The organism is Ruegeria sp. YTSC230, from assembly GCF_059609665.1.
In genome coordinates, this window is the sequence record NZ_JBXWMC010000003.1 from 38,558 (window position 1) to 58,660 (window position 20,103).

At 59.4% G+C, this 20,103-nt stretch carries 17 protein-coding genes; 5 read left to right on the plus strand and 12 right to left on the minus strand.

Annotation, left to right across the window (positions count from 1 at the left end):
- The first annotated feature begins 47 nt into the window (after positions 1-47).
- Complete coding sequence (locus AC2FD9_RS07270) at positions 48-440, plus strand: hypothetical protein (RefSeq protein WP_496836112.1); 393 nt, start codon at positions 48-50, stop codon at positions 438-440.
- A 3-nt stretch (positions 441-443) separates the two neighbouring features.
- On the opposite strand, the gene AC2FD9_RS07275 is transcribed toward AC2FD9_RS07270, so the two are convergent.
- The 6 genes from AC2FD9_RS07275 to AC2FD9_RS07300 all read right to left on the minus strand — a co-directional run bounded on the left by AC2FD9_RS07275 (position 444) and on the right by AC2FD9_RS07300 (position 7,754).
- Positions 444-1,673, minus strand: a complete 1,230-nt coding sequence (locus tag AC2FD9_RS07275; RefSeq protein ID WP_282119539.1) for a DNA recombination protein RmuC — start codon at positions 1,671-1,673, stop codon at positions 444-446.
- Between the two features lie 52 nt (positions 1,674-1,725).
- Complete coding sequence (gene mutL / locus AC2FD9_RS07280; RefSeq protein WP_496836114.1) at positions 1,726-3,576, minus strand: DNA mismatch repair endonuclease MutL; 1,851 nt, start codon at positions 3,574-3,576, stop codon at positions 1,726-1,728.
- 282 nt (positions 3,577-3,858) lie between these two features.
- Entirely contained in the window at positions 3,859-4,788 is a 930-nt protein-coding gene (locus AC2FD9_RS07285; protein WP_496836116.1) for a metal ABC transporter permease, read from the minus strand.
- Entirely contained in the window at positions 4,785-5,990 is a 1,206-nt protein-coding gene (locus tag AC2FD9_RS07290; protein WP_282152341.1) for a metal ABC transporter permease, read from the minus strand. The genes AC2FD9_RS07285 and AC2FD9_RS07290 overlap by 4 nt, the downstream gene beginning before the upstream one ends.
- 3 nt (positions 5,991-5,993) lie before the next feature.
- Complete coding sequence (locus AC2FD9_RS07295) at positions 5,994-6,797, minus strand: metal ABC transporter ATP-binding protein (RefSeq protein ID WP_058274943.1); 804 nt, start codon at positions 6,795-6,797, stop codon at positions 5,994-5,996.
- A 3-nt stretch (positions 6,798-6,800) separates the two neighbouring features.
- The gene (locus AC2FD9_RS07300; RefSeq protein WP_472724640.1) at positions 6,801-7,754 is read right to left on the minus strand and encodes a metal ABC transporter solute-binding protein, Zn/Mn family; all 954 of its coding nucleotides are present in this window, start codon (positions 7,752-7,754) and stop codon (positions 6,801-6,803) included.
- 198 nt (positions 7,755-7,952) lie between these two features.
- Between AC2FD9_RS07300 and deoC the strand changes: the two genes are divergently transcribed.
- The 4 genes from deoC (at position 7,953) to AC2FD9_RS07320 (ending at position 12,955) form a co-directional block, all read left to right on the plus strand.
- Entirely contained in the window at positions 7,953-8,951 is a 999-nt protein-coding gene (deoC, locus tag AC2FD9_RS07305; protein WP_496755334.1) for a deoxyribose-phosphate aldolase, read from the plus strand.
- A gap of 11 nt (positions 8,952-8,962) precedes the next feature.
- Positions 8,963-11,296 carry an aldehyde dehydrogenase family protein gene (locus AC2FD9_RS07310; RefSeq protein WP_496836117.1) on the plus strand — a complete coding sequence of 778 codons (2,334 nt, stop codon included), beginning with the start codon at positions 8,963-8,965 and terminating at the stop codon, positions 11,294-11,296.
- A 24-nt stretch (positions 11,297-11,320) separates the two neighbouring features.
- Positions 11,321-12,136, plus strand: a complete 816-nt coding sequence (locus tag AC2FD9_RS07315) for an SDR family oxidoreductase (RefSeq protein WP_496836119.1) — start codon at positions 11,321-11,323, stop codon at positions 12,134-12,136.
- An 87-nt stretch (positions 12,137-12,223) separates the two neighbouring features.
- Positions 12,224-12,955, plus strand: coding sequence for a cyclic nucleotide-binding domain-containing protein (locus tag AC2FD9_RS07320; RefSeq protein ID WP_496836121.1), 732 nt, complete (start codon positions 12,224-12,226; stop codon positions 12,953-12,955).
- Between the two features lie 6 nt (positions 12,956-12,961).
- On the opposite strand, the gene AC2FD9_RS07325 is transcribed toward AC2FD9_RS07320, so the two are convergent.
- The 6 genes from AC2FD9_RS07325 to AC2FD9_RS07350 all read right to left on the minus strand — a co-directional run bounded on the left by AC2FD9_RS07325 (position 12,962) and on the right by AC2FD9_RS07350 (position 20,075).
- Positions 12,962-14,266, minus strand: a complete 1,305-nt coding sequence (locus AC2FD9_RS07325; protein ID WP_282170222.1) for a M16 family metallopeptidase — start codon at positions 14,264-14,266, stop codon at positions 12,962-12,964.
- Positions 14,263-15,603, minus strand: a complete 1,341-nt coding sequence (locus AC2FD9_RS07330; protein WP_282170221.1) for a M16 family metallopeptidase — start codon at positions 15,601-15,603, stop codon at positions 14,263-14,265. The genes AC2FD9_RS07325 and AC2FD9_RS07330 overlap by 4 nt, the downstream gene beginning before the upstream one ends.
- Before the next feature lie 81 nt (positions 15,604-15,684).
- Positions 15,685-16,203 (minus strand): DUF3035 domain-containing protein, encoded by a 519-nt coding sequence (locus AC2FD9_RS07335; protein WP_109313574.1) that lies wholly within the window; start codon positions 16,201-16,203, stop codon positions 15,685-15,687.
- Between the two features lie 50 nt (positions 16,204-16,253).
- Positions 16,254-16,724: a signal peptidase II gene (gene lspA / locus AC2FD9_RS07340; RefSeq protein WP_282170220.1), complete on the minus strand. Its 471-nt coding sequence runs from the start codon at positions 16,722-16,724 to the stop codon at positions 16,254-16,256.
- Entirely contained in the window at positions 16,724-18,313 is a 1,590-nt protein-coding gene (purH, locus tag AC2FD9_RS07345) for a bifunctional phosphoribosylaminoimidazolecarboxamide formyltransferase/IMP cyclohydrolase (RefSeq protein WP_496836125.1), read from the minus strand. The genes lspA and purH overlap by 1 nt, the downstream gene beginning before the upstream one ends.
- A gap of 22 nt (positions 18,314-18,335) precedes the next feature.
- The gene (locus tag AC2FD9_RS07350) at positions 18,336-20,075 is read right to left on the minus strand and encodes a heparinase II/III family protein (protein WP_496836126.1); all 1,740 of its coding nucleotides are present in this window, start codon (positions 20,073-20,075) and stop codon (positions 18,336-18,338) included.
- Positions 20,076-20,103 lie beyond the last annotated feature (28 nt).

Here is a 20,103-nt window from a genome sequence, read left to right on the forward strand (position 1 = left end):
CCTGCCCTGCAAGCTGATTGTTGGAGGCATTTGAAATGATCCGGACTATGTTCTTTATTCTTGCCCTTATGGGTTATTCATCTGTCGCTTCTGCCCAGTTGGTCGCTGACGTGAAGTTCGAACCGGGAAATTTCGGGACAATGGTCAATGGTACCGTCACTGGAAACGAGTACTTCGACTACAAGTTGGGTGCAAAGGCCGGGCAAGAGATGTTCGCCGACCTGAAGGTAAGCGACACAAATGGCTATGGCGTGATCTACTTCAACATCCTGCCGCCGGACAGTGATGGTTTCGCGATCTACAACGGCTCGATCGACGGGAATACCGCGCGCATCGAATTGCCTGAGGATGGAGACTACACGATCCGGGTCTACCTGATGGGCAATGACCGCGATACGGACAAGACGGTCGGCTACAATCTGGATCTGTCAATCCAGTAATGCCTAGCCTTCGGACTGGCCCAGAGGCACAACGTTGGTCTGATCGTCAGGCGCCAGTTCCTCGAAATCGAAGTTATCCAACCGCTGAGCCCGGCGGCCAGCCTTTTCCGCGCTGATCTTGATTTCCGAGATATCCTTGGCCGCCTGCCCGAAATGGCGGTCCAGATTGCCGACCCGATCACCCAAACGCTCAACATCCTTGTGCAGCAAACCCAGTTCTTTGCGGATCGCCCCAGCTTGTTCCCGCATCCGCGCGTCTTTGAGGATCGCACGCATCGTGTTTAGTGTCGCCATGCAGGTGGTGGGTGAGACGATCCACACGCGTTTGGTGAAACTCTCCTGCACCAGTTCAGGAAATTTGGCATGAAGTTCGGCATAGACCGCCTCGGACGGCAGGAACATCAGTGCTCCATCTGCCGTTTCACCGTCCAGAATGTACTTCTCGGAAATATCTGTAATGTGCTTGCGCACCGTGCTGCGGAACATCTGAACCGCCGCCTTCAACTCCATGTCATTGGTCGAACCGATCAGCGCCTCATAGGCCTCCAACGGGAACTTGCTGTCGATGACAATCGGTCCTGGAGGGTTCGGGAGGTTGATCAGGCAATCTGCGCGCCGTCCATTCGACAGGGTTGCCTGCAGCTGGAAACTATCCGAAGGCAGCGCCTTAGAGACGATATCATTCAGCTGAATCTCTCCGAAAGCACCACGCGTTTGCTTGTTCGACAGGATATCCTGCAAAGACAGCACGTCGCCCGACAGTTTTGTGATATTGTCCTGCGCCTTGTCGATGGCGGCCAAACGTTCCTGCAACTGCGTTAGCGATGTCGCGGTTTGTTTGGATGATCCATGCAGGGATTCCTTCATCCGCTCCTGCATCTCGGCCAAAGCACGCGCCGATTTCATCGCGTTATCCGCCAGCCGGTCATTCATCTGCTGCTGGACCGAGGACAGACGGGTTTCAACCGTTTGGATCACCTGCACCTGCGCATTGGCCTGCGTGTCCGAAACATGCTGCAATCCGCCGCGCAATTGTTCCTGCCCCTGCCCCAATTGCTGCACATGCTGGCCAAGATGCGCCATCTGGCGGGACAGAGGTTCCGCCATCCGGGCCGACCGGTTGGCTGCGCGCAGCGACAAAAACAGCAACAGCAGGATCAGCGTAACAACCCCGCCCACGGTCAGGATCACGGGGTCGTTCAACGCATATTGGGTTCCTGCAATCTCGATCATGTCGCCTCGGGTGTTCTTGTTTTATTCTCCATAGCCCAACCAAGCCAATGGATCAACTGCGGCCGAACAATCGCTCGATATCGCTCAGCTTCAATTCCACATAAGTCGGCCGCCCGTGGTTGCACTGACCGGAATGGGGCGTGGCCTCCATTTCCCGTAGAAGGGCGTTCATTTCTTCGGCCCGCATACGGCGACCCGACCGGACCGACCCATGACAGGCCACCCGGCTGAGAATCGCCTCAATCCGCGCCTGCACGGTCTGGCTTTCGCCCTGATCGGCCAGTTCGTCGAGGATATCGAGGATCATCGCCCGCGCGTCCACCTCTCCCAGAATGGCAGGAGTTTCACGCACCGCGATGGCACCGCCGCCGAAAGGTTCAATGGTCAGCCCCAGGTTCGTCAAATCATCAGCCACCTGCATCAAGCGCGCGCAATCGCTGTCGGACAGTTCAACAATTTCCGGGATCAAAAGCGCCTGCGCAGCAACCCCATTCTCGGCCATCTGTTTTTTGAGCTTTTCATAAACCAGCCGCTCATGTGCCGCATGTTGATCGACGATCACCATACCGTCTGCGGTTTGTGCGATGATGTAGTTTTCATGTACCTGCCCACGTGCCGCGCCCAAAGGCAGGTCTTCGACCGGAGCCTCGGCGGTTGGCACAGGGGCCGGCTCGACCACGTTGCCGCTGTAATCTTGTGACAGCTCGGCAAACCCCGGCGCCTGCGCTTGATACGCCGCCTGCCGTGCAGATGGCGAGGGTCGGTCCATCTGATAGACGCGTGCTGGCGCAGGTTGTTCGGGTTCCGGACGCATCGCGCCCAGTGTCGCATTGGCCACTGTGGAGGAGGCCCTGTGCCCTGCCTCGGCCAGCGCGTGCCTCAGGGCCGAGACGATCAACCCACGCGCGACGCCCGGATCGCGGAACCGGACCTCGGACTTTGCCGGATGCACATTCACGTCGACCAAAGTCGGATCGCAATCGATAAACAATGCTGCTGCCGGATGACGATCCCGGCTGAGAAAATCGAAATAGGCCGCCCGCAGCGCGCCCGTCAGCATCTTGTCGCGCACAGGACGACCATTGACGAACAGATACTGCGCCACCGCCGCACCGCGCGAATAGGTCGGCAAGGCGGCGTAACCGTACAACCGGATCCCCTCGCGCGTGGCATCGATCTGCAGGGCATTTTCAGCAAACTCGCGCCCGATCACGCGGGCCAGCCGGGCGTGAAGCGCGTCGAACAGATCACCATTTTCGCGGTCAGCGCGGAAGGTCACGCGCCCCTCTCCACCACCAGAGACGTCACGCAAAGTGAAAGTCACCGCAGGCTCGGCCATGGCCAGCCTTTTGACGGTGTCGGAGATTGCCTGGGCTTCGGCCCGGTCGGTGCGCATAAATTTCAATCGCGCAGGCGTTGCGAAAAAGAGATCGCGCAGTTCGACCACTGTGCCAGCACGTAAGGCGGCAGGTTTCACCGCCTCGATCCGACCACCCGCCACATGGACCGAAGCCGCCTCGCCCCCCAGCACCCGGCTGGTAATGGTCAGGCGCCCGACGGCGCCGAGCGATGGCAGCGCCTCACCCCGAAACCCGAAGGTGTGGATATTCAGCAGATCAGACCCGTCGATTTTCGAAGTCGCATGGCGCGACAAGGCCAATGGCAGATCCTCAGCAGCAATCCCACAGCCATCATCGGTGACGCGAATCAGCGTCTTACCCCCATCGGCAATGTCGATCGCGACGCGGGTTGCGCCTGCGTCGATGGCATTTTCCACCAATTCCTTGACTGCAGAAGCCGGACGTTCAACAACCTCGCCTGCCGCAATACGGTTGATCGCTGCGTCGTCAAGTTGCCGGATGACCGGTCGATTTTCGCTGATATTGGGGTGTGCCTGCGCCATACCACCAGACCTAGCACATTCGCGCACGATTCTGCCACAGCTTTGGCTTGCATTTAATGTGAGGAGGGGGCGTTCGAACAATCGCACCGTGCCAGCCTAGACTTGCGGCCAGTCTGGGCGCGATTGCTCGAACGATCCGGAGTGAGTGGTGGTCATCCAATAATCAATGGATCAATTCATACCACGAATACGGTTTCACGATGCGAAGACTCTCTGGGCCTCAAGTCGGGTGGCGAAGTTTGGCCGATACCGCACAAGGCCCAGCGGCGGGAAAATGCCGGGTCACGCGGTCCCGGGTGCACTCGCCCGGGTCCGGCATGGCCCCCACAAAGCCGCAAACGCAAGGATCAGACCAGACATCGTTGCGATCATGCCCGCTGCGCTGACTGCGTCCGCCGCCCCCAGCCAGAGCGGACCATATCCAGCCAGCACGTACCCGGAGACAGCCGACAGGATGGCAAAGACGATGCTCCACGCGATCTGGGTTTCGAGCCGGTTGGTCATCATGCGCGCCGCCGCCGGGGGACAGATAAACATGGCAATCACAATGATCGAACCCACGGCGTCAAATGCCGCCACGGCGGCAATAGCTGCCGTGATCACAAGGGCCATGCCCAGAACTCCGGTCCGGACACCAATGGTGCGCGCGAACCCTTCGTCAAAGGTGGAAATTTTCAGCGGCCGCCAGAACAGCCATACAAAGACAGATACCCCCAGCAAAGTCAGCGCAATCCGAGGCAATTCCGGCGGCAACCCCGCCAGCGCCACAGGATCCAACACCGAAGACCAGCCCACAGCGTCCAACCAGATCAGGCTTTCCAGATTGCCATACAGCGCATGTTCAACATCCAAGTGCACGGTCGAGGTATCGGTTTGTTCCAACAGCAGCACACCAGCAGCAAACATCGTGGTGAAAACCACCCCCATCGCGGCACCCGCCTCGATCTGCCCCAGCCGCCTGACGGCTTCGATCAGAACCACGGCCACCACCGCCGCACCCGCGGCGCCCAGCATCATTGGCCAGGTTGAAATCGTTCCGGTCAGCAGAAAGGCCACGACAATACCCGGCAGCACCACATGGCTGATCGCATCCCCGATCAGGGCCTGTTTGCGCAGGACCAGGAAGTTCCCGGGCAAAGCGCAAGCGATGGCGGCAAACGTGCCGATCAGCAAGGGTGTCAAAGACAGGGGTACGAATTCTTCACCGTTCATGCCGGAACCTCCTGCGGGCCGCCGATCTGGCGGTCGATCTCGGCGATCTGATCTTGGGTCAGGACGGTTTCGATGTCCCGCAACCCGTCATAGAGCGCTGCCGTTGCCTCATGCATCTGATCGGCCCTGACGATTTCCCAGCGCTTTTCATCCCGCAGCGCCTTGGCAGCCCGGGTTTTGCCGATTTCGGTGGCCACGCCATCTGCCCGCGCAAAACCGGCACGCCGCAACAGGCGCAAGGTCAACGGCTCATAGATCTTTTGCCCTTGCGCCAGTGCCAGCAGACCCTGCCGAATGTGAACCCGACGCTGGAACCGCAGTTGCCGCAGAACCGCTGCCAGAACACCCCGAACAGGCGCAAGTAACAGGGACAGTGCGAAAAAGCCAAAGCTGACCAGAACAATGATCGGGCCGGTGGGCAAATTGGGGGCCGAGGCCGACATCGCCGCCCCCAGATAGCCCGCCAACCCTCCGGCCAGGCCAGCCAGCAGCACCACGCGGTCCGAGCGGTCCGTCCAGAACCGCGCCGTGACAGGTGGGATGATCAGCAGCGCCACAATCAGGATTAGCCCGACAATTTTCAGGCCCACCACGGTAACCGCCATGACCAGCCCCATCATCGCCAGATCAATCCGGTGCACCGGCAGCCCCCGGGCAGCGGCGTATTCCGGGTCGAAAGCCACCATGGTCATAGGTCGGCGGATGATCATGACCAGCAACAGCGTCGCTGCCCCACCGATTGCGATGACCAGCGCATCGGCCCACAACATCCCTGCGGTCGAGCCAAGCAGGAACCCTTCCAGCCCGGCCTGACGACCGACGCCCATGGTCTGGATCACGGTCAACAGCACGATGCCAAGGCCGAAGAACACCGACAGGATGGCACCAATGGCGGCATCCTCGGCCAGTCGTGTGTGGCGTGTCAGCCAATTCATGCAAAGCAAACCGACCCAGGCCGACACGGCCGATCCGGCCAGCAGACCGATCAGATTGCGCCCATCGCCACCAAGGGCGACCAAAACCATGAACCCAAGACAGACGCCGGGCAGAGTTGCGTGGCTGATTGCGTCGCTGACCAGCGCGCGTTTGCGCAGGAAAAGAAACGTGCCAGTCACACCAGCGGATATACCCAGCAAGGTCGCACCAATCGCGACCAGCGTGGCGTTATAGCCCAGCTGCAGGGTCAGAGCATCCCAAAGCATGATTTACCCCAATGCGCGCGAAATCTGGTCGATCTGCGCAGTGGCCAAACGGCCGCCATACGCCGATTGCAGGGTTTCGGCGGTAAAGGCCTCGGCCACAGTTCCCTCGGCCACTTTGCGGGTATTGATCAAGAATACATGGTCGAAATAATCAGTCACGGTGGCCAGATCGTGATGCACGACCACGACGGTCTTGCCCGCCTCTTTCAGCGACTTCAGCACTGCGATGATTGCTTTTTCCGTCGCTGCATCGACACCTGCGAATGGCTCATCCAACAGGTAAAGATCAGCATCCTGCGCCAGAGCACGGGCAAGAAAAACGCGCTGTTGCTGGCCACCGGACAATTGACCAATCTGACGATCGGCAAAATCGCGCATCCCGACCCGGTTAAGACAGTCCATGGCCCGGGACATATGCCGGGCACGGACACGACCCAGCAAGCCCAGCTCGCGGGACAGACCCATCAACACAACATCAATCACGCGCGTCGGAAAATCCCAGTCGACGCTTGCGCGTTGCGGCACATAGGCAATTCGTGCACGCTGTTTCTCCAGCGGTTCACCAAAGACGGACACCTGCCCGGACAGGGGCGAAACGATGCCCAGCGCCGCCTTCAGAAGCGTAGACTTCCCCGCCCCGTTCGGGCCGATGATCGCCGTCATCGCGCCGGGTTGCACGGTCATATCCACCGAAAACACGGCAGGTTTCTGACCGTATGAGACAGTCAGGCCGCGAATGGCCAGCGGGCAGTCCTTTGTAATTTTTTCAGCAACCGAAGCACCCTGATGCGCAGCCAGCGACAGCATCGTTCAAGACCCCGCCGACAATTTGCCGTTCATGCCGCGTTCGGGCACGTCTGCGCCCAGCGCTCCGGCAATCACAGAGATGTTGTGATCCAGCATCCCGATATACGTGCCTTCATAGGTGCCCGGTTCACCCATTGCGTCGGAATACAGCTCTCCGCCGATGCCAACATCATGGCCTTTGGCCGCGGCCCCTTCGATCAGCGCGCGCATGGACCGATCAGAAACCGAGCTTTCCACGAAGACTGCCGTCAGCTGCTGATCCACCAAGGTATCGACCAGCTCGCCAATCCGGTTCAGACCGGCTTCGGACTGGGTCGAGATGCCCTGTATACCAAGCACCTCATAGCCGTATTCCTCACCGAAATAGCCAAAGGCGTCATGCGCCGTTACAAGCACACGGTTGTTTTCCGGTACGTCGGCCAGCACTTGTTTGCCGTAGGCTTCCAACTGATCAATCTCGGCCAGATGTGTCTGCGCGTTCGCGGCGAAAAAATCAGCAGCCTCGGGGCGGGCCTCTGTCAGGGCTTCTTGAACCTCGACCACCACATCGCGCCAAACTGCCGGGCTCATCCATACATGCGGGTCATACTTATCGGCATAGTCGTCATGCGCGCGCAGTTTGGACTTATCGACACCTTCGGCCACAGCCACGACTGGACGTTTACGTCCGAGATCATGGAAGAAGTCTTCCATCTGCGCTTCAAGGTAAAGACCGTGCCACAGGATCAGATCCGCCCGGGTCATAGCAACGATGTCGCTGCGGGTCTGACGATAGGCATGCGGGTCGACGCCCGGGCCCATCAAGCCCTTGACCTCAACCTGATCGCCACCGATCTGACGTGCCGCATCAGCGATCATGCCCGTGGTGGCAACAACCTTCAGCGGCGCCTCGGCCCATGCCGCGAGGGGCAAAGCGGCGGCAAAAGCCATAACCGCAAGAAAACTACGACGAATCATTTCTGACCCCATTTAGGTATCCTCTTGAGAATGAATATGCGAACCATTCGCAACTAAGTCAACGCTATTGCGAATTATTCGCAAGAAAACCTCAAATTTGTCCATTTGGTCAAAAAAATTGCACACGCAAGGCCGCTATGCCTTCCAATTAGCGCCAAGCCGTGCGAATTTGGCGCAAACCTCCCAAAGGATGTGAAGATGGAAACGCAGAGCTCAGAAAGCCCCGTGCGCACCGCGCATCTGCCGCAAGTGACCGAGCCCAGAAACCCCGGTATGGATCTTGATCTGGACTGGGTACGCGCCGTGCAGGTCAATACTTCGGCCATTGAACGCCGCGCCGCGACCCTGCCCGGTCGTCGGTCCGTCAAAAAAGAATATCAGGCCGCATGGCTGTTAAAGGCGGTCACGATGATCGACCTGACCACCCTGTCGGGTGACGACACGGTTGGTCGAGTCCGCCGTCTGTGTGCCAAGGCACGGCAACCCGTTGCACCTTCGGTTCTGAAGGCGCTGGATATGCCGCCTATCACAACCGGGGCCGTTTGCGTCTATCACGACATGATCGAAACGGCAGTGGATGCGCTGCTTGGCACCGGCATTCCGGTTGCGGCAGTTTCGACCGGCTTCCCTGCTGGCTTGTCGCCATTCCATCTGCGCGTGGCCGAGATCGAAGAAAGTGTGAAAGCCGGCGCCGAAGAGATCGACATCGTGATCTCGCGCCGTCACGTGCTGTCGGGCGACTGGCAAGCCTTGTATGACGAGATGAAGGCGTTCCGCGTGGCCTGCGGCGATGCACATGTCAAAGCCATCCTCGCCACCGGAGAGCTGGGCAGCCTGCGCAACGTCGCGCGTGCTTCGCTGGTTTGCATGATGGCCGGGGCGGATTTCATCAAGACCTCGACCGGCAAGGAGAGCGTCAACGCCACCTTGCCGGTTTCGCTGGTCATGATCCGCGCGATCCGCGACTATTATGACCGCACCGGATACCGGGTCGGCTATAAACCGGCAGGCGGCATTTCCAAGGCCAAGGACGCGCTGGTTTATTTGTCGCTGATCAAGGACGAACTGGGCGACCGCTGGCTGGAGCCGGACTTGTTCCGTTTTGGCGCGTCGTCCTTGTTGGGCGATATCGAGCGGCAGTTGGAACACTATGTAACTGGCGCATACTCCGCCGGTTACCGTCACTCCATGGGCTGAGGACAAAAGCAATGACAGTCAAAGAGATATTCGAAACCATGGATTACGGCCCTGCCCCCGAAAGTGCCGCCGAGGCTCTGGCCTGGCTGGTCGATCAGGGCGACAAGTTCGGTCACTATATCGATGGTGCGTTCACCAAACCCGGCAAAGGGTTCGACAGCCGCAACCCGGCGACCGGAGAGGTTTTGGCCAAGCTGACGCAGGCCAAACAGGCCGATGTGGATGCTGCCGTTTCTGCCGCCCGAAAGGCGCAACCGAAATGGGAGAAGCTGGGCGGTGCAGCCCGTGCGCGGTACCTCTATGCCATCGCCCGCCTGTTGCAGAAGCATTCGCGCCTGTTTGCAGTGCTTGAGAGCCTCGACAACGGCAAGCCGATCCGTGAATCACGCGACATCGACATCCCGTTGGCGCAGCGACATTTCTACTACCACGCGGGCATGGCGCAGCTGATGGAAAGCGAACTGCCCGATGCTGAGGCGTTGGGCGTCTGCGGGCAGATCATCCCGTGGAACTTCCCGTTGCTGATGCTGGCGTGGAAGATTGCGCCGGCACTTGCGATGGGCAACACCGTGGTTCTGAAGCCAGCCGAGTACACTTCGCTGACCGCACTTTTGTTTGCTGACATTTGCACACAGGCCGGGCTGCCCAAAGGCGTAGTCAACATCGTCACTGGTGACGGCGCCGTGGGCGAGATGATCGTGAACGCGGACGTGGACAAGATCGCCTTTACCGGCTCGACCGTTGTGGGCCGCCGTATCCGTGAAGCGACTGCAGGGTCGGGCAAGGAACTGACATTGGAACTGGGCGGCAAGTCGGCCTACGTCGTCTTTGATGATGCCGATATCGACAGTGCTATCGAAGGTCTGGTCGATGCGATCTGGTTCAATCAGGGTCAGGTCTGCTGCGCCGGTTCGCGCCTGTTGGTTCAAGAAGGAATCACCGACCGTTTCCACGAGAAGCTGCGCGCACGGATGGACTCGCTGCGTATTGGCGATCCGCTGGATAAGTGCATCGATGTGGGCGCGGTTGTTGACCCGGTCCAACTGCAAACCATCAAAAGCATGGTCGAAAGCAACACCGCTGGTCACGTGCACCAAGCCGCGTGCGATCTGCCTGCGAACGGATGTTATTACCCACCCACGCTGATCTCGGGCCTCGAAACTTCCGACCCGCTGATGCAGGAAGAAATCTTTGGCCCGGTGCTGGTGTCCTCAACCTTCCGCACGCCGGAAGAGGCGGTGGAGCTGGCCAACAACACCCGTTACGGGTTGGCTGCGACCGTGTGGACCGAGAATGTAAACCTTGCACTGGATATCGCGCCCAAGCTGGTTGCGGGTGTCGTCTGGGTTAATGCCACCAATCTGTTTGATGCGGCCGCTGGTTTCGGCGGCGTGCGCGAAAGCGGCTTTGGCCGTGAAGGCGGCTGGGAAGGGCTGACGGCCTATACCAGGCTCAAAGGCAAAGCTAAGCCGTTGGCGAAGGTCGAAGCGGCCATCGGCGAGGGCTCTCCGGTCGATCCGATTGACCGTACCGCCAAGATGTATGTCGGAGGCAAGCAGGCACGGCCCGATAGCGGCTATTCGAAACCCGTCTGGGGTAAATCCGGGCTGTTGGGCCACGTGGGCCTCGCCAATCGCAAGGACGTCCGCAATGCGGTTGAAGCTGCGGCAGGGGCCAATGGATGGTCCAAGACCACCGGCCATCTGCGGGCACAGATCCTGTATTACATCGGCGAAAACCTCTCGGCCCGCGCCGACGAGTTTGCCGCTCGCATCGACGCAATGATCGGCAAAAAGGACGGCGCGAAAGAGGTCGAGGCTTCAATCCAGCGCCTGTTCACCGCCGCCGCCTGGGCCGACAAGTATGACGGTCAGGTGCACGGCGTTCCGATCCGTGGCGTGGCAATTGCTATGAAAGAGTCCGTTGGTGTAATCGGTGCGCTTTGTGCGGACGAGGCGCCTCTGCTAGGTCTGGTCTCGGCTATGGCTCCGGCGATTGCGATGGGGAATCGGACAGTCCTGGTGGCTTCGGAGCCCTACCCGCTGGCAGCGACTGATTTCTACCAGATTCTCGAGACGTCGGACGTCCCCGCTGGCGCGGTCAACATCCTGACCGGCAGCCACGCGGAACTGGCGAAACCGCTGGCTTCGCACCTGAACGTCGATGCAGTCTGGTCCTTCTCGTCCACCGACCTGTCAAAAGAGATCGAGGTCGTCTCGGCCGGGAACCTGAAACGGACCTGGGTGAATAACGCGACGGCAATCGATTGGGGCGTGGACCATTCCCGCCGCTTCCTGCAGGCTGCGACCGAAGTCAAAAACATCTGGGTGCCCTACGGCGAGTAGGGCTCCCCGCCAAGGGAGGCCTACATGGACTTTTCAGAAAAAACCGTCGTCGTCATCGGCGGAACCAGCGGTATCAATCGCGGCATTGCCGAGGCCTTTGCGGCCTCGGGTGCCAAACTGGCGGTCGCCAGCCGGTCGCAGGACAAGGTCGATGACACCGTTGCTGCGCTGAAAGCTACGGGGGCCCAAGACGCCATCGGTGTGGCCTTCGATGTACGTGACCCGGAGGCAGTCGCTGAGGGCCTCAAACAGTTCTACGATGCATTCGGTGACTTCGACGTTTTGGTGTCGGGCGCAGCAGGTAATTTTCCGGCGCTCGCGGCAGAGATGTCGGTCAATGCGTTCAAGACCGTGATCGATATCGACCTGATGGGCACGATCCACGTGATGAAGGGGGCCTATCCTTTCCTCAAGCGTCCGGGTGCCAGCATCATCAACATCTCGGCCCCGCAATCCTACCTGCCTTACGAAGGCCAGGCCCATGTCTGTGCCGCCAAGGCGGGCGTTGATCAGATCACCCGCACCCTGTCGATGGAATGGGGTGTCGAGGGTATCCGCGTGAACTCGGTCGTGCCGGGCTTTATCGAAGGCACTGAAGGGGCCAAGCGTTTGGCCCCCACGCCGGATGCCGGAGAAGCATTGCGTAAGGACGTCCCCCTGGGCCGTTGGGGTCAGCCGCAGGACGTGGCGAACGCCTGTATGTTCCTAAGTTCTGATCTGGCTAGCTATATCAGCGGCACGGTTCTGGCCGTCGATGGCGCGTTGTACCAACGTGGTTCGGGCAAGTTCGGCCAGATGATGGGGCAAATGTTGCGCGCGCAGGCGAAAGCACGCTCATAAGACCCATTAACCTGTGAGGTTGTTCATTTACGGCTTCACGTAATTGGCACAGCGTAAGACCCATTCATTGCGAGGGTGGGTCCTTACATGCTGAATAGTCCATTTGAATTTACCGAGTTTGTCGAATTGGCCACCGTGATCGGCGTAGCCGGGGCTGGCCTTTACATTCTGAACTACTTTTTACTGCAAATCGGCATAGTCCGCGGCAATGGCGTGCTCTACCCGGTTCTAGTTATCGTTGCTGCAACCTGCGTTCTGATCAGCATGGTTGAAGAATTCAATCTTGCCGGTTCGATCATACAGATGGCCTATATCGCGATCTCGGTCATCGGATTGCTGCGCGGATACCTTTCGCGGCATCTCATTCGCTTTTCCGCAGCCGAGCGCCAGTTCATCTCACATCATCTTGGGTCACTGAAACCGCATCATGCCCGAAAGCTATTGAACACTGCGTCGGTTCAGGAGTTCGCCAAAGGCGACATTCTGATCGAAGAAGCTAGAACAACAGATTTCCTTGGCTATGTCCTGAGCGGGCGAACAACCATCCTTCAAAATGGTCAGGTCATCAATACTTGCGGCTCGGACGAGACACTAGGAGAGCTGACATTCGGCCTTGGCCTACCCGCAACGGCCACCGTCATCGCCTCAGAGCCGACAACCTGCCTGGTGTTCAACAATTTCCGTCTGTCCCGCCTGCTACGCCGCAACCGCTATATCGACGATGCGCTCAAAGCCGCGCATTTCAGGCATGCGCGGCAAAAGCTTCTGAACAGCAACAAGCATACGCTTCGGGCACAGAAACAGCCCGTCGCGGCCTGAACGGGTTTAGCCATCCAGACCCTCGGGCTTGCCGACAATGGTGAAGTGGAGCCCATCAGGGTCTAGCAATTCGCTGGCGACCCGGTTGATCTCTTCAAGCGTGATCGCATTCACCTTGTCGTTGCGGGTGGCGATATAGTCGATGGGCAGGTCTTCCATCTGCATCCCGACCATGATCCCCGCGATCTGGCCATTGCCATCAAACCTCAGCGGGTAAGCGCCCGTCAGATAGGTTTTGGCATCGTCCAGTTCTTTTTGGGTTACACCTTCGGACGCGGCACGAGCCCACTCGTCGCGGATCACCTCGACCGCTTCGGCAATGCGATCATTGCTGGACGACACGGACCCCAGATAGACCGAGGCCAGGTCCTTGGGCACCAGATAAGTGCCGATTCCGTAGGTCAAGCCACGCTTTTCTCTAACTTCCTGCATCAGGCGGCTTTCAAACCCGCCCCCGCCAAGGATGTGGTTCAGGACAAAGGCGGCAAAGAAATCGGGATCATCGCGGTCAATGCCGGCATGTCCGAACAGGGCCACAGATTGCGGCGTGTCGAACTCGACAACGCTAACACCACCGGGGATGGACACATCGGCACGTTCAGGGATCGGCTTTCCAGTTTTTGGCAGGTCGGCCAGCAGTTTATCCAGCAACGCGCCCAGCTCTTCGGGGGTGATGTCACCCACTGCGCCGACATACATCCGGTCTTGGACAAAGACATCCTGATAGGCGGTGACCACGTCATCGCGCGTCAGGGCGGTCACGCTTTCGATCGTACCCTTACCTTCGGTGCCGTAAGGGTGATCGCCGTAGGCCATTTGGGCAAAGTTACGACCCGCAATGTCATTCGGGTCGGTTTGATCGGATTTAAGGCCGGACAACACCTGCGCCTTTACCCGGTCCACTGCATCCTGATCAAAGCGCGGCTCGTGAATGGTGGTGCGCAGCAAGTCGATCACGTCGTCCCGGTTCTCGGTCAGGAACTGCGCGGTGATCGACACCGAGTCATCGGTTGCACCGTACCGGAACGAGGCCGCCAGCGATTCCAGCTCACGCGCATAGGTGCGGGCATCCATGTCACCTGCGCCTTCCTCAATCAGGCCGCTCATCAGGTAGACCGCACCGCGTTTGTCCGCGTCATCCAGCGATGTGCCGCCGCGAAAACGCAGCTCCAGCGCGGTGAAGGGGATCGAGTGATCCTCGACCAGCCAGGCGGTGATACCACCAGGAGAAGTAACCTCTTCGATCTCGATATCGGCCCACACGGGCAGAGCGACAACGAACGCGATCAGGGTTGCGAATATCCGTTTCATTGCGTCACCTCGTCATCGCGCATTAGCCAGCCGGTGACCGATGTTTCCGGTTGTATTACCTCGCGGGCAGCGGCGATGATCTCATCCCCAGTGACAGCTTGCAGAATATCGGGCCAGGCCTGCACGTCCTCAACTGTCAGGCCGCTGGTCAGTGCGCGGCCATAGCGGTTGCCAATCCCATCCACATTGTCGCGCGCATAGGTCTGCGACGCCCGCAGCTGCATCTTGATCCGGTCAAGGTCTTCTTCGTTCACACCCTCAGCAATGAAGTCGGCAACCACCTGATCCATTGCATCTTCGGCCTCTTGCAGGGAAACGCCTGCAGCCGGGACGACGATCAGGTCAAAGGTCGTATCATCCAGCGAGACACCCCGATAGAACGCCCCGGTGTAGACAACCTTCTGCTGCTCGAACTGCAGCTTTTCGTTCAGGTAGGATGTCGTGCTTCCGCCCAACAGTTCTGCCAACAAAAACAGAGCAGCCGCTTTTTCCTGTTCGCCCGGATCACGCTCGGGTGCCAGATAGCTGCGCTGCACATAGGGCTGCGACACGCGCGCGTCTTTGTATGTCAGACGGCGTTCTGCCGTTTGCGGCGGTTCCTGCGACCGGACCCGTTCTGGCAGGTCAGGGTTGGCGGGGATCACGCCGTAATACTGCTCGGCCAGCGATTTGACCTCGTCAGGTTCGACATCACCGGTGACGACCAGAATGGCGTTATTGGGCGCGTAGTGGGTCTGGTAGAAGGACAGCGCGTCCTCCATGTCCAGCGTTTCCATCTCGTGGCGCCAGCCGATGATTGGCACGCCGTAGCGATGGTTCAGATACTGCGACGCGCTCATCTGTTCACCGAACAGGGCGCGCGGGCTGTTGTCGGTGCGCTGGTTGCGTTCCTCAAGGATCACGTCGCGTTCGGTGACAATATCATTTTCGCTCAGGCGAATATTGCGCATCCGATCCGCTTCCATCCGCATCATCAATTCCAGCCGGTCGGCGGCAACCCTTTGGAAATATGCAGTGTAGTCGTACGACGTGAACGCGTTGTCGGTGCCGCCATTGGCCGCAACAGTGGCCGAAAATTCGCCCGGGGCCAAAGTGTCAGTGCCTTTAAACAGCAGGTGTTCCAGGAAATGCGCTACGCCCGATGATCCCACGGGCTCATCTGCTGACCCTGCGCGATACCAGACCATATGCTGCACAACAGGGGCGCGGTGATCCTCGATCACGACGACATCCATGCCGTTGTCCAACGTAAAGGTCGTGACCGCTTCGTGCCCCTCGCTTGCAGCAAGAGGGGTTGCGGCCATCAGGGCTGCCGACAATGCCAGGGCCCGAACCATAGGGCGTCCTCCGTTTGATTTATGCTGTTCAAACTACGGTGGCGCCACGCGGGTTCAAGGCCAATGACGAAAAGTTAAAGATTATTCATCTACCGGTGGCGCCGAAGGTGTTTCTATCCCGGCTTGGCGTGCTGCCTCATTCTGACGGTCGGGATTCAACGTTTCGCGGCGGTAGACCTGCGAATACCGATCCACGTTGAACAAGCGCAAGCGCGTCAGGCGGCTCTGCTTTCTGCGGAATTCTGCATCCTCGGCATCAACCACCTGCCGGGCATTTGCCGGAACCCCATACCGGCTGGAGGCCGTCACAAGGGCGGCGTCCGTGGACGGGATGGCCGTATTTGCATTCAGCGAAGATTCGTTCCCGCCAAGGGCAACGACAGCTTCGGCCTTAGGGTTCGGATCGGTCAGGTTCTCACCACCCAGAGTGGGCGCAGGCAGAAAAGCGTAATCCTTGGGCTGAGTCAGTGGTTTGACAGGCAGGACCGAGAATTCGTCCGGCCCCTGCCCGGGCGCTTCCAAGTGGCGCAATCCGATATCGGAACAGCCCGCAGCCGCAAAGGCCAATGTCAAAGCAAATATGGAACGCGGCAGCCGCATCAGAGTCTCCAGCCTGTTTCAGGCGCTTTTATCGCATTTCAAATGGCACGTCACGAGGCCTTTTTGCCTTCGAACAGCACCAGACCAATCGCTCCCGCAAAAATGAACACATCAGCAAGGTTGAACACGAAAGGGTTGTTGATGCCGCAACAGGACATGTTCAGGAAATCCAGAACATAACCATAAAGCAGGCGATCCACGACGTTGCCCAGCGCCCCTCCAATCAGCAACCCGCCGCAAACCAGCATCAGTTTCGACGGGGCTGTGCGCATAAGCCAGATCAGCACACCGATTGCGATGACCATGGAAACACCGATCAACGCCCATCGGGCAGCATCGGTATTGCCCTGAAACAAGCCGAAATTGATGCCCCGATTCTCACCGTATTTGAACACCAGCAGCGGCGGCAGAACATCAATGTTCCCATCAGCCACACGCATCACGTGAACGACCAGATACTTGCTGATCTGGTCGATCAGTAACGCAGCCAGTGCGGCCCAGAGAAGCAGACGAAAGCGCATCAGTGGCGGAAGTGGCGCATGCCGGTAAAGACCATGGCGAGACCGGCCTCATCCGCGGCTGCGATCACCTCGTCATCGCGCATCGAGCCACCCGGCTGGATAACACAGGTCGCGCCGGCCTCGGCCGCTTCCATCAGACCGTCCGGGAACGGGAAAAACGCATCCGACGCCACGGCGGAACCGATTGTCAGTGGTTGGGCCAAGCCCAGAGCATCAGCCATACGCTCGGCTTTCTTCGCTGCAATCATCGCCGAGTCCAGGCGGCTCATCTGCCCGGCACCAACACCCACGGTTGCTCCGTCTTTGACATAGACGATGGCATTGGATTTGACGTGTTTCGCCACTTTCCACGCAAACAGAAGATCGCGCATCTGTTCCTCGGTCGGGGATTTCTTAGTGACGACCTTCAGGTCATCCAGGCCGACAAATCCGTTGTCCTTGTCCTGCACCAGAAGGCCACCAGCTACCTGACGGACGGTTTTGCCACCTGCGGTCACGTCCGGCAGACCATCGGTTGTCAGCAGACGCAGGTTCTTTTTGGCGGCAAAGATTGCCTTGGCCTCATCTGACGCACCCGGAGCGATCACAACTTCGGTGAAAATTCCGGTGATTTCCTGCGCGGTTTCGGCATCCAGCGGCTGGTTCAGCGCAATGATCCCGCCAAAGGCCGAAGTGCGGTCACAATCAAACGCGGCCTTATAGGCCTCGATCAATGTCGCGCCCTTCGCAACACCGCAGGGGTTGGCATGCTTGATGATCGCGCAGGCTGCGCCTTGCGCCGGATCGAACTCGGCCACCAGTTCAAATGCCGCGTCTGTGTCGTTGATGTTGTTGTAGCTCAGTTCCTTGCCCTGATGCTGCACCGCTGTCGCCACACCGGGGCGGTTGGTGCCATCGGTGTAGAAAACCGCCTGTTGGTGGCTGTTTTCGCCATAACGCAAGGTCTGCTTCAATTCTCCGGCAAAGGCGCGACGGCGCGGGGCCTCGGCGGCCAGCGCATCGGCCATCCAATTCGACACGGCCGCGTCATAGGCGGCGGTACGAGCATAGGCTGTCTGCGCCAGGTTCTGACGGAACGCATAGGAAGTCTGCCCATCGTTAGCCGCCAGCTCAGCCAGCAGCGCGTCGTAATCCTGAACATCCACAACTACATTCACAAAAGCGTGGTTTTTCGAGGCCGCGCGGATCATCGCCGGGCCACCGATATCGATGTTTTCGATGCATTCGTCGTAACCCGCACCTTTGGCTACCGTGGCCTCGAACGGATAGAGGTTCACCACCAGCAGGTCGATCGCACCGATGCCGTGCTCATCCATCGCCGCTACATGACTTTCGTTGTCACGCAGTGCCAGCAGACCGCCATGCACCATGGGATGCAGTGTTTTAACACGGCCATCCATCATCTCGGGGAAGCCAGTGATCTCGCTGACATCCTTCACCTCAAGCCCTGCATCCCGCAGCGCCTTGGCGGTACCACCGGTCGACAACAACTCGACCCCGCGCTCGGCCAGTGCCTTGCCCAGCTCGATCAGCCCGGTCTTGTCGGAAACGGAAAGCAACGCGCGGCGCACGGGGTGAAGATCGGTCATGGGGTCAAAGGTCCTTTTGGCGTCAGTCAAACTCGGGCTCGTCCCGGTGTATATCCCGCACGGCATAGGCTGTGTCCTGGGCCTTGCTCAGCGTCCACCGGATGCGCGTCGCATACTCCATTGCGCGGCCAGATAGAACGATCTGTTTTGTCGCGCGTGGTTTTAAACGCCCGTTTTCCAAATAAACGCTTGGTTCTACAGACAATTTTCCGACGCCGTCATGGCGGAAAACCCAGATCTCACCACTTTTCAGCGCCATCGACACCGCAGCGCCCCCCAGATCCAGTGCCGCATCCACGTCCGGATGCAGGTGAAACCGGATGTCAAAGGCGATGCCCTTCAGGCCCGAGGCGTCCATCGCCTTGTCAAATTGGCGCTTCGCCTTGTCGGTGGCCGTCAGCAGAATATCCTCGCAGGCCAGCTCACGCCCATCAAAGCGCAGCTCAAAGGTACGCGCATGTGTCAATCCGAAGACCTTGGTATACCCGTCATGCCCGGCCATGAATCGCGTGCCTTCAAAGGCATCCTCGAAATCAATGGGAACCTCATGCGGCGCATCCACCAGTGCCTCGCGTTCGGCGCCCTGCGTCGGTGGCGCCAGCCGAGCGCTTGAATACCCATCTAGGCACAGTGTCGAATGCGACGGTGTCGCCCGACCCGCACGCCGCCATTCCATCCCAAAGCTTTCGCCCGACCCGCAATTGACCACCAGCGGTCTGCGGCCCGACGTCAGTTCGAACGCCAGGGTCGAAGCATGGGCGTTGTATGACGCCGCCCCCTTGGGTGGAGTGGCGGCATCCACAATCACGCTGGTTCTGGCCGCATAAAGTCGGGCAAATCCCATGGACAGCCCTGTGGCGCGATGTGGCCTGACACCGCTTTGCGCCAGTGCCTGATCCAGACGCCCTTCGACACCGCGCCCACCGCCGTGAAACCGAGCCAAAGCCCCGTCCGCATGGCGCAGGCTGCGCAAGGTGGGGGCCATGCGTTTGATGGCACTTGCCTGCGCCCCGGGCGTGCCCCGGCCCAACGCGCTGAGCGCGGCCGAGGTCCATGAAAGCAGCATAAAGACCTCAAGCAGCTCTTCGGGGTTGCGGGTTGGGATACCGCCCTGTTCGTCTACCTGACTGTCACACTCGCGTGCCAAAGCACGAAGGGCAGGATCAGCCATTTGCTCCAACCCCTCCAGCGCCAGACCAGCCTGCACCAGCCCGGCAAGCGCCTCAAACCGGGGAAGACCGGGAGTCGCTGCCTTCCAGCGCTTGGACAAAAACCATGTCTGTTGGGCCAATGAACGGAAAAACATCCTGCTTTGATGTTCATCTGCGCCGCGCAACAGGAAAATCGCATGGTTGATCCAGCGTATAACGCGCCGACCGGTCAGATCAGGTGCCCAGCCCGGCCCCTGACCGCGGCCATGCGCGTTAATCCAGCCCCAGACCCACCGCTGGGCCTTTTCACGCGCGCGCATATCGCCAACAGCCGCCAGATCGTCGAGCCAGGCAAAGCCGTGGCGTTCATTGTCAAACCCGGTACTGGGCGCGGTCACATCCCACAGCTCGGTATCCTGAGCTTCGACCAGATAGCCTGCGAACAGCAGATTTCCGGCGACCAACTGACGCCCGCGCGCAAATGAGCCGACCGTGCGTGGTTCCGGCTCGCCAACAAACCCCGAGACCGCTTTGCGACGCTGGCTGATGCGTGCATAGAGACGGTTCTGAAACCGTGTCCACTGATTGGTCATGGTATCTGTCTTCGACATGACGCTCGTTACTCTGCCCCTTGCGCTC

Bases quoted from the DNA above. Each gene is read 5' to 3' on its own strand.
- AC2FD9_RS07275 (WP_282119539.1), bottom strand. From the start codon at position 1,673: ATGATCGAGATTGCAGGAACCCAATATGCGTTGAACGACCCCGTGATC.
- lspA (WP_282170220.1), bottom strand. From the start codon at position 16,724: ATGCGCTTTCGTCTGCTTCTCTGGGCCGCACTGGCTGCGTTACTGATC.
- purH (WP_496836125.1), bottom strand. From the start codon at position 18,313: ATGACCGATCTTCACCCCGTGCGCCGCGCGTTGCTTTCCGTTTCCGAC.
- AC2FD9_RS07295 (WP_058274943.1), bottom strand. From the start codon at position 6,797: ATGCTGTCGCTGGCTGCGCATCAGGGTGCTTCGGTTGCTGAAAAAATT.
- AC2FD9_RS07325 (WP_282170222.1), bottom strand. From the start codon at position 14,266: ATGAAACGGATATTCGCAACCCTGATCGCGTTCGTTGTCGCTCTGCCC.
- AC2FD9_RS07310 (WP_496836117.1), top strand. From the start codon at position 8,963: ATGACAGTCAAAGAGATATTCGAAACCATGGATTACGGCCCTGCCCCC.
- AC2FD9_RS07285 (WP_496836116.1), bottom strand. From the start codon at position 4,788: ATGAACGGTGAAGAATTCGTACCCCTGTCTTTGACACCCTTGCTGATC.
- AC2FD9_RS07350 (WP_496836126.1), bottom strand. From the start codon at position 20,075: ATGTCGAAGACAGATACCATGACCAATCAGTGGACACGGTTTCAGAAC.
- AC2FD9_RS07335 (WP_109313574.1), bottom strand. From the start codon at position 16,203: ATGCGGCTGCCGCGTTCCATATTTGCTTTGACATTGGCCTTTGCGGCT.
- AC2FD9_RS07300 (WP_472724640.1), bottom strand. From the start codon at position 7,754: ATGATTCGTCGTAGTTTTCTTGCGGTTATGGCTTTTGCCGCCGCTTTG.
- AC2FD9_RS07290 (WP_282152341.1), bottom strand. From the start codon at position 5,990: ATGCTTTGGGATGCTCTGACCCTGCAGCTGGGCTATAACGCCACGCTG.
- AC2FD9_RS07270 (WP_496836112.1), top strand. From the start codon at position 48: ATGTTCTTTATTCTTGCCCTTATGGGTTATTCATCTGTCGCTTCTGCC.
- AC2FD9_RS07315 (WP_496836119.1), top strand. From the start codon at position 11,321: ATGGACTTTTCAGAAAAAACCGTCGTCGTCATCGGCGGAACCAGCGGT.
- deoC (WP_496755334.1), top strand. From the start codon at position 7,953: ATGGAAACGCAGAGCTCAGAAAGCCCCGTGCGCACCGCGCATCTGCCG.
- AC2FD9_RS07320 (WP_496836121.1), top strand. From the start codon at position 12,224: ATGCTGAATAGTCCATTTGAATTTACCGAGTTTGTCGAATTGGCCACC.
- AC2FD9_RS07330 (WP_282170221.1), bottom strand. From the start codon at position 15,603: ATGGTTCGGGCCCTGGCATTGTCGGCAGCCCTGATGGCCGCAACCCCT.
- mutL (WP_496836114.1), bottom strand. From the start codon at position 3,576: ATGGCGCAGGCACACCCCAATATCAGCGAAAATCGACCGGTCATCCGG.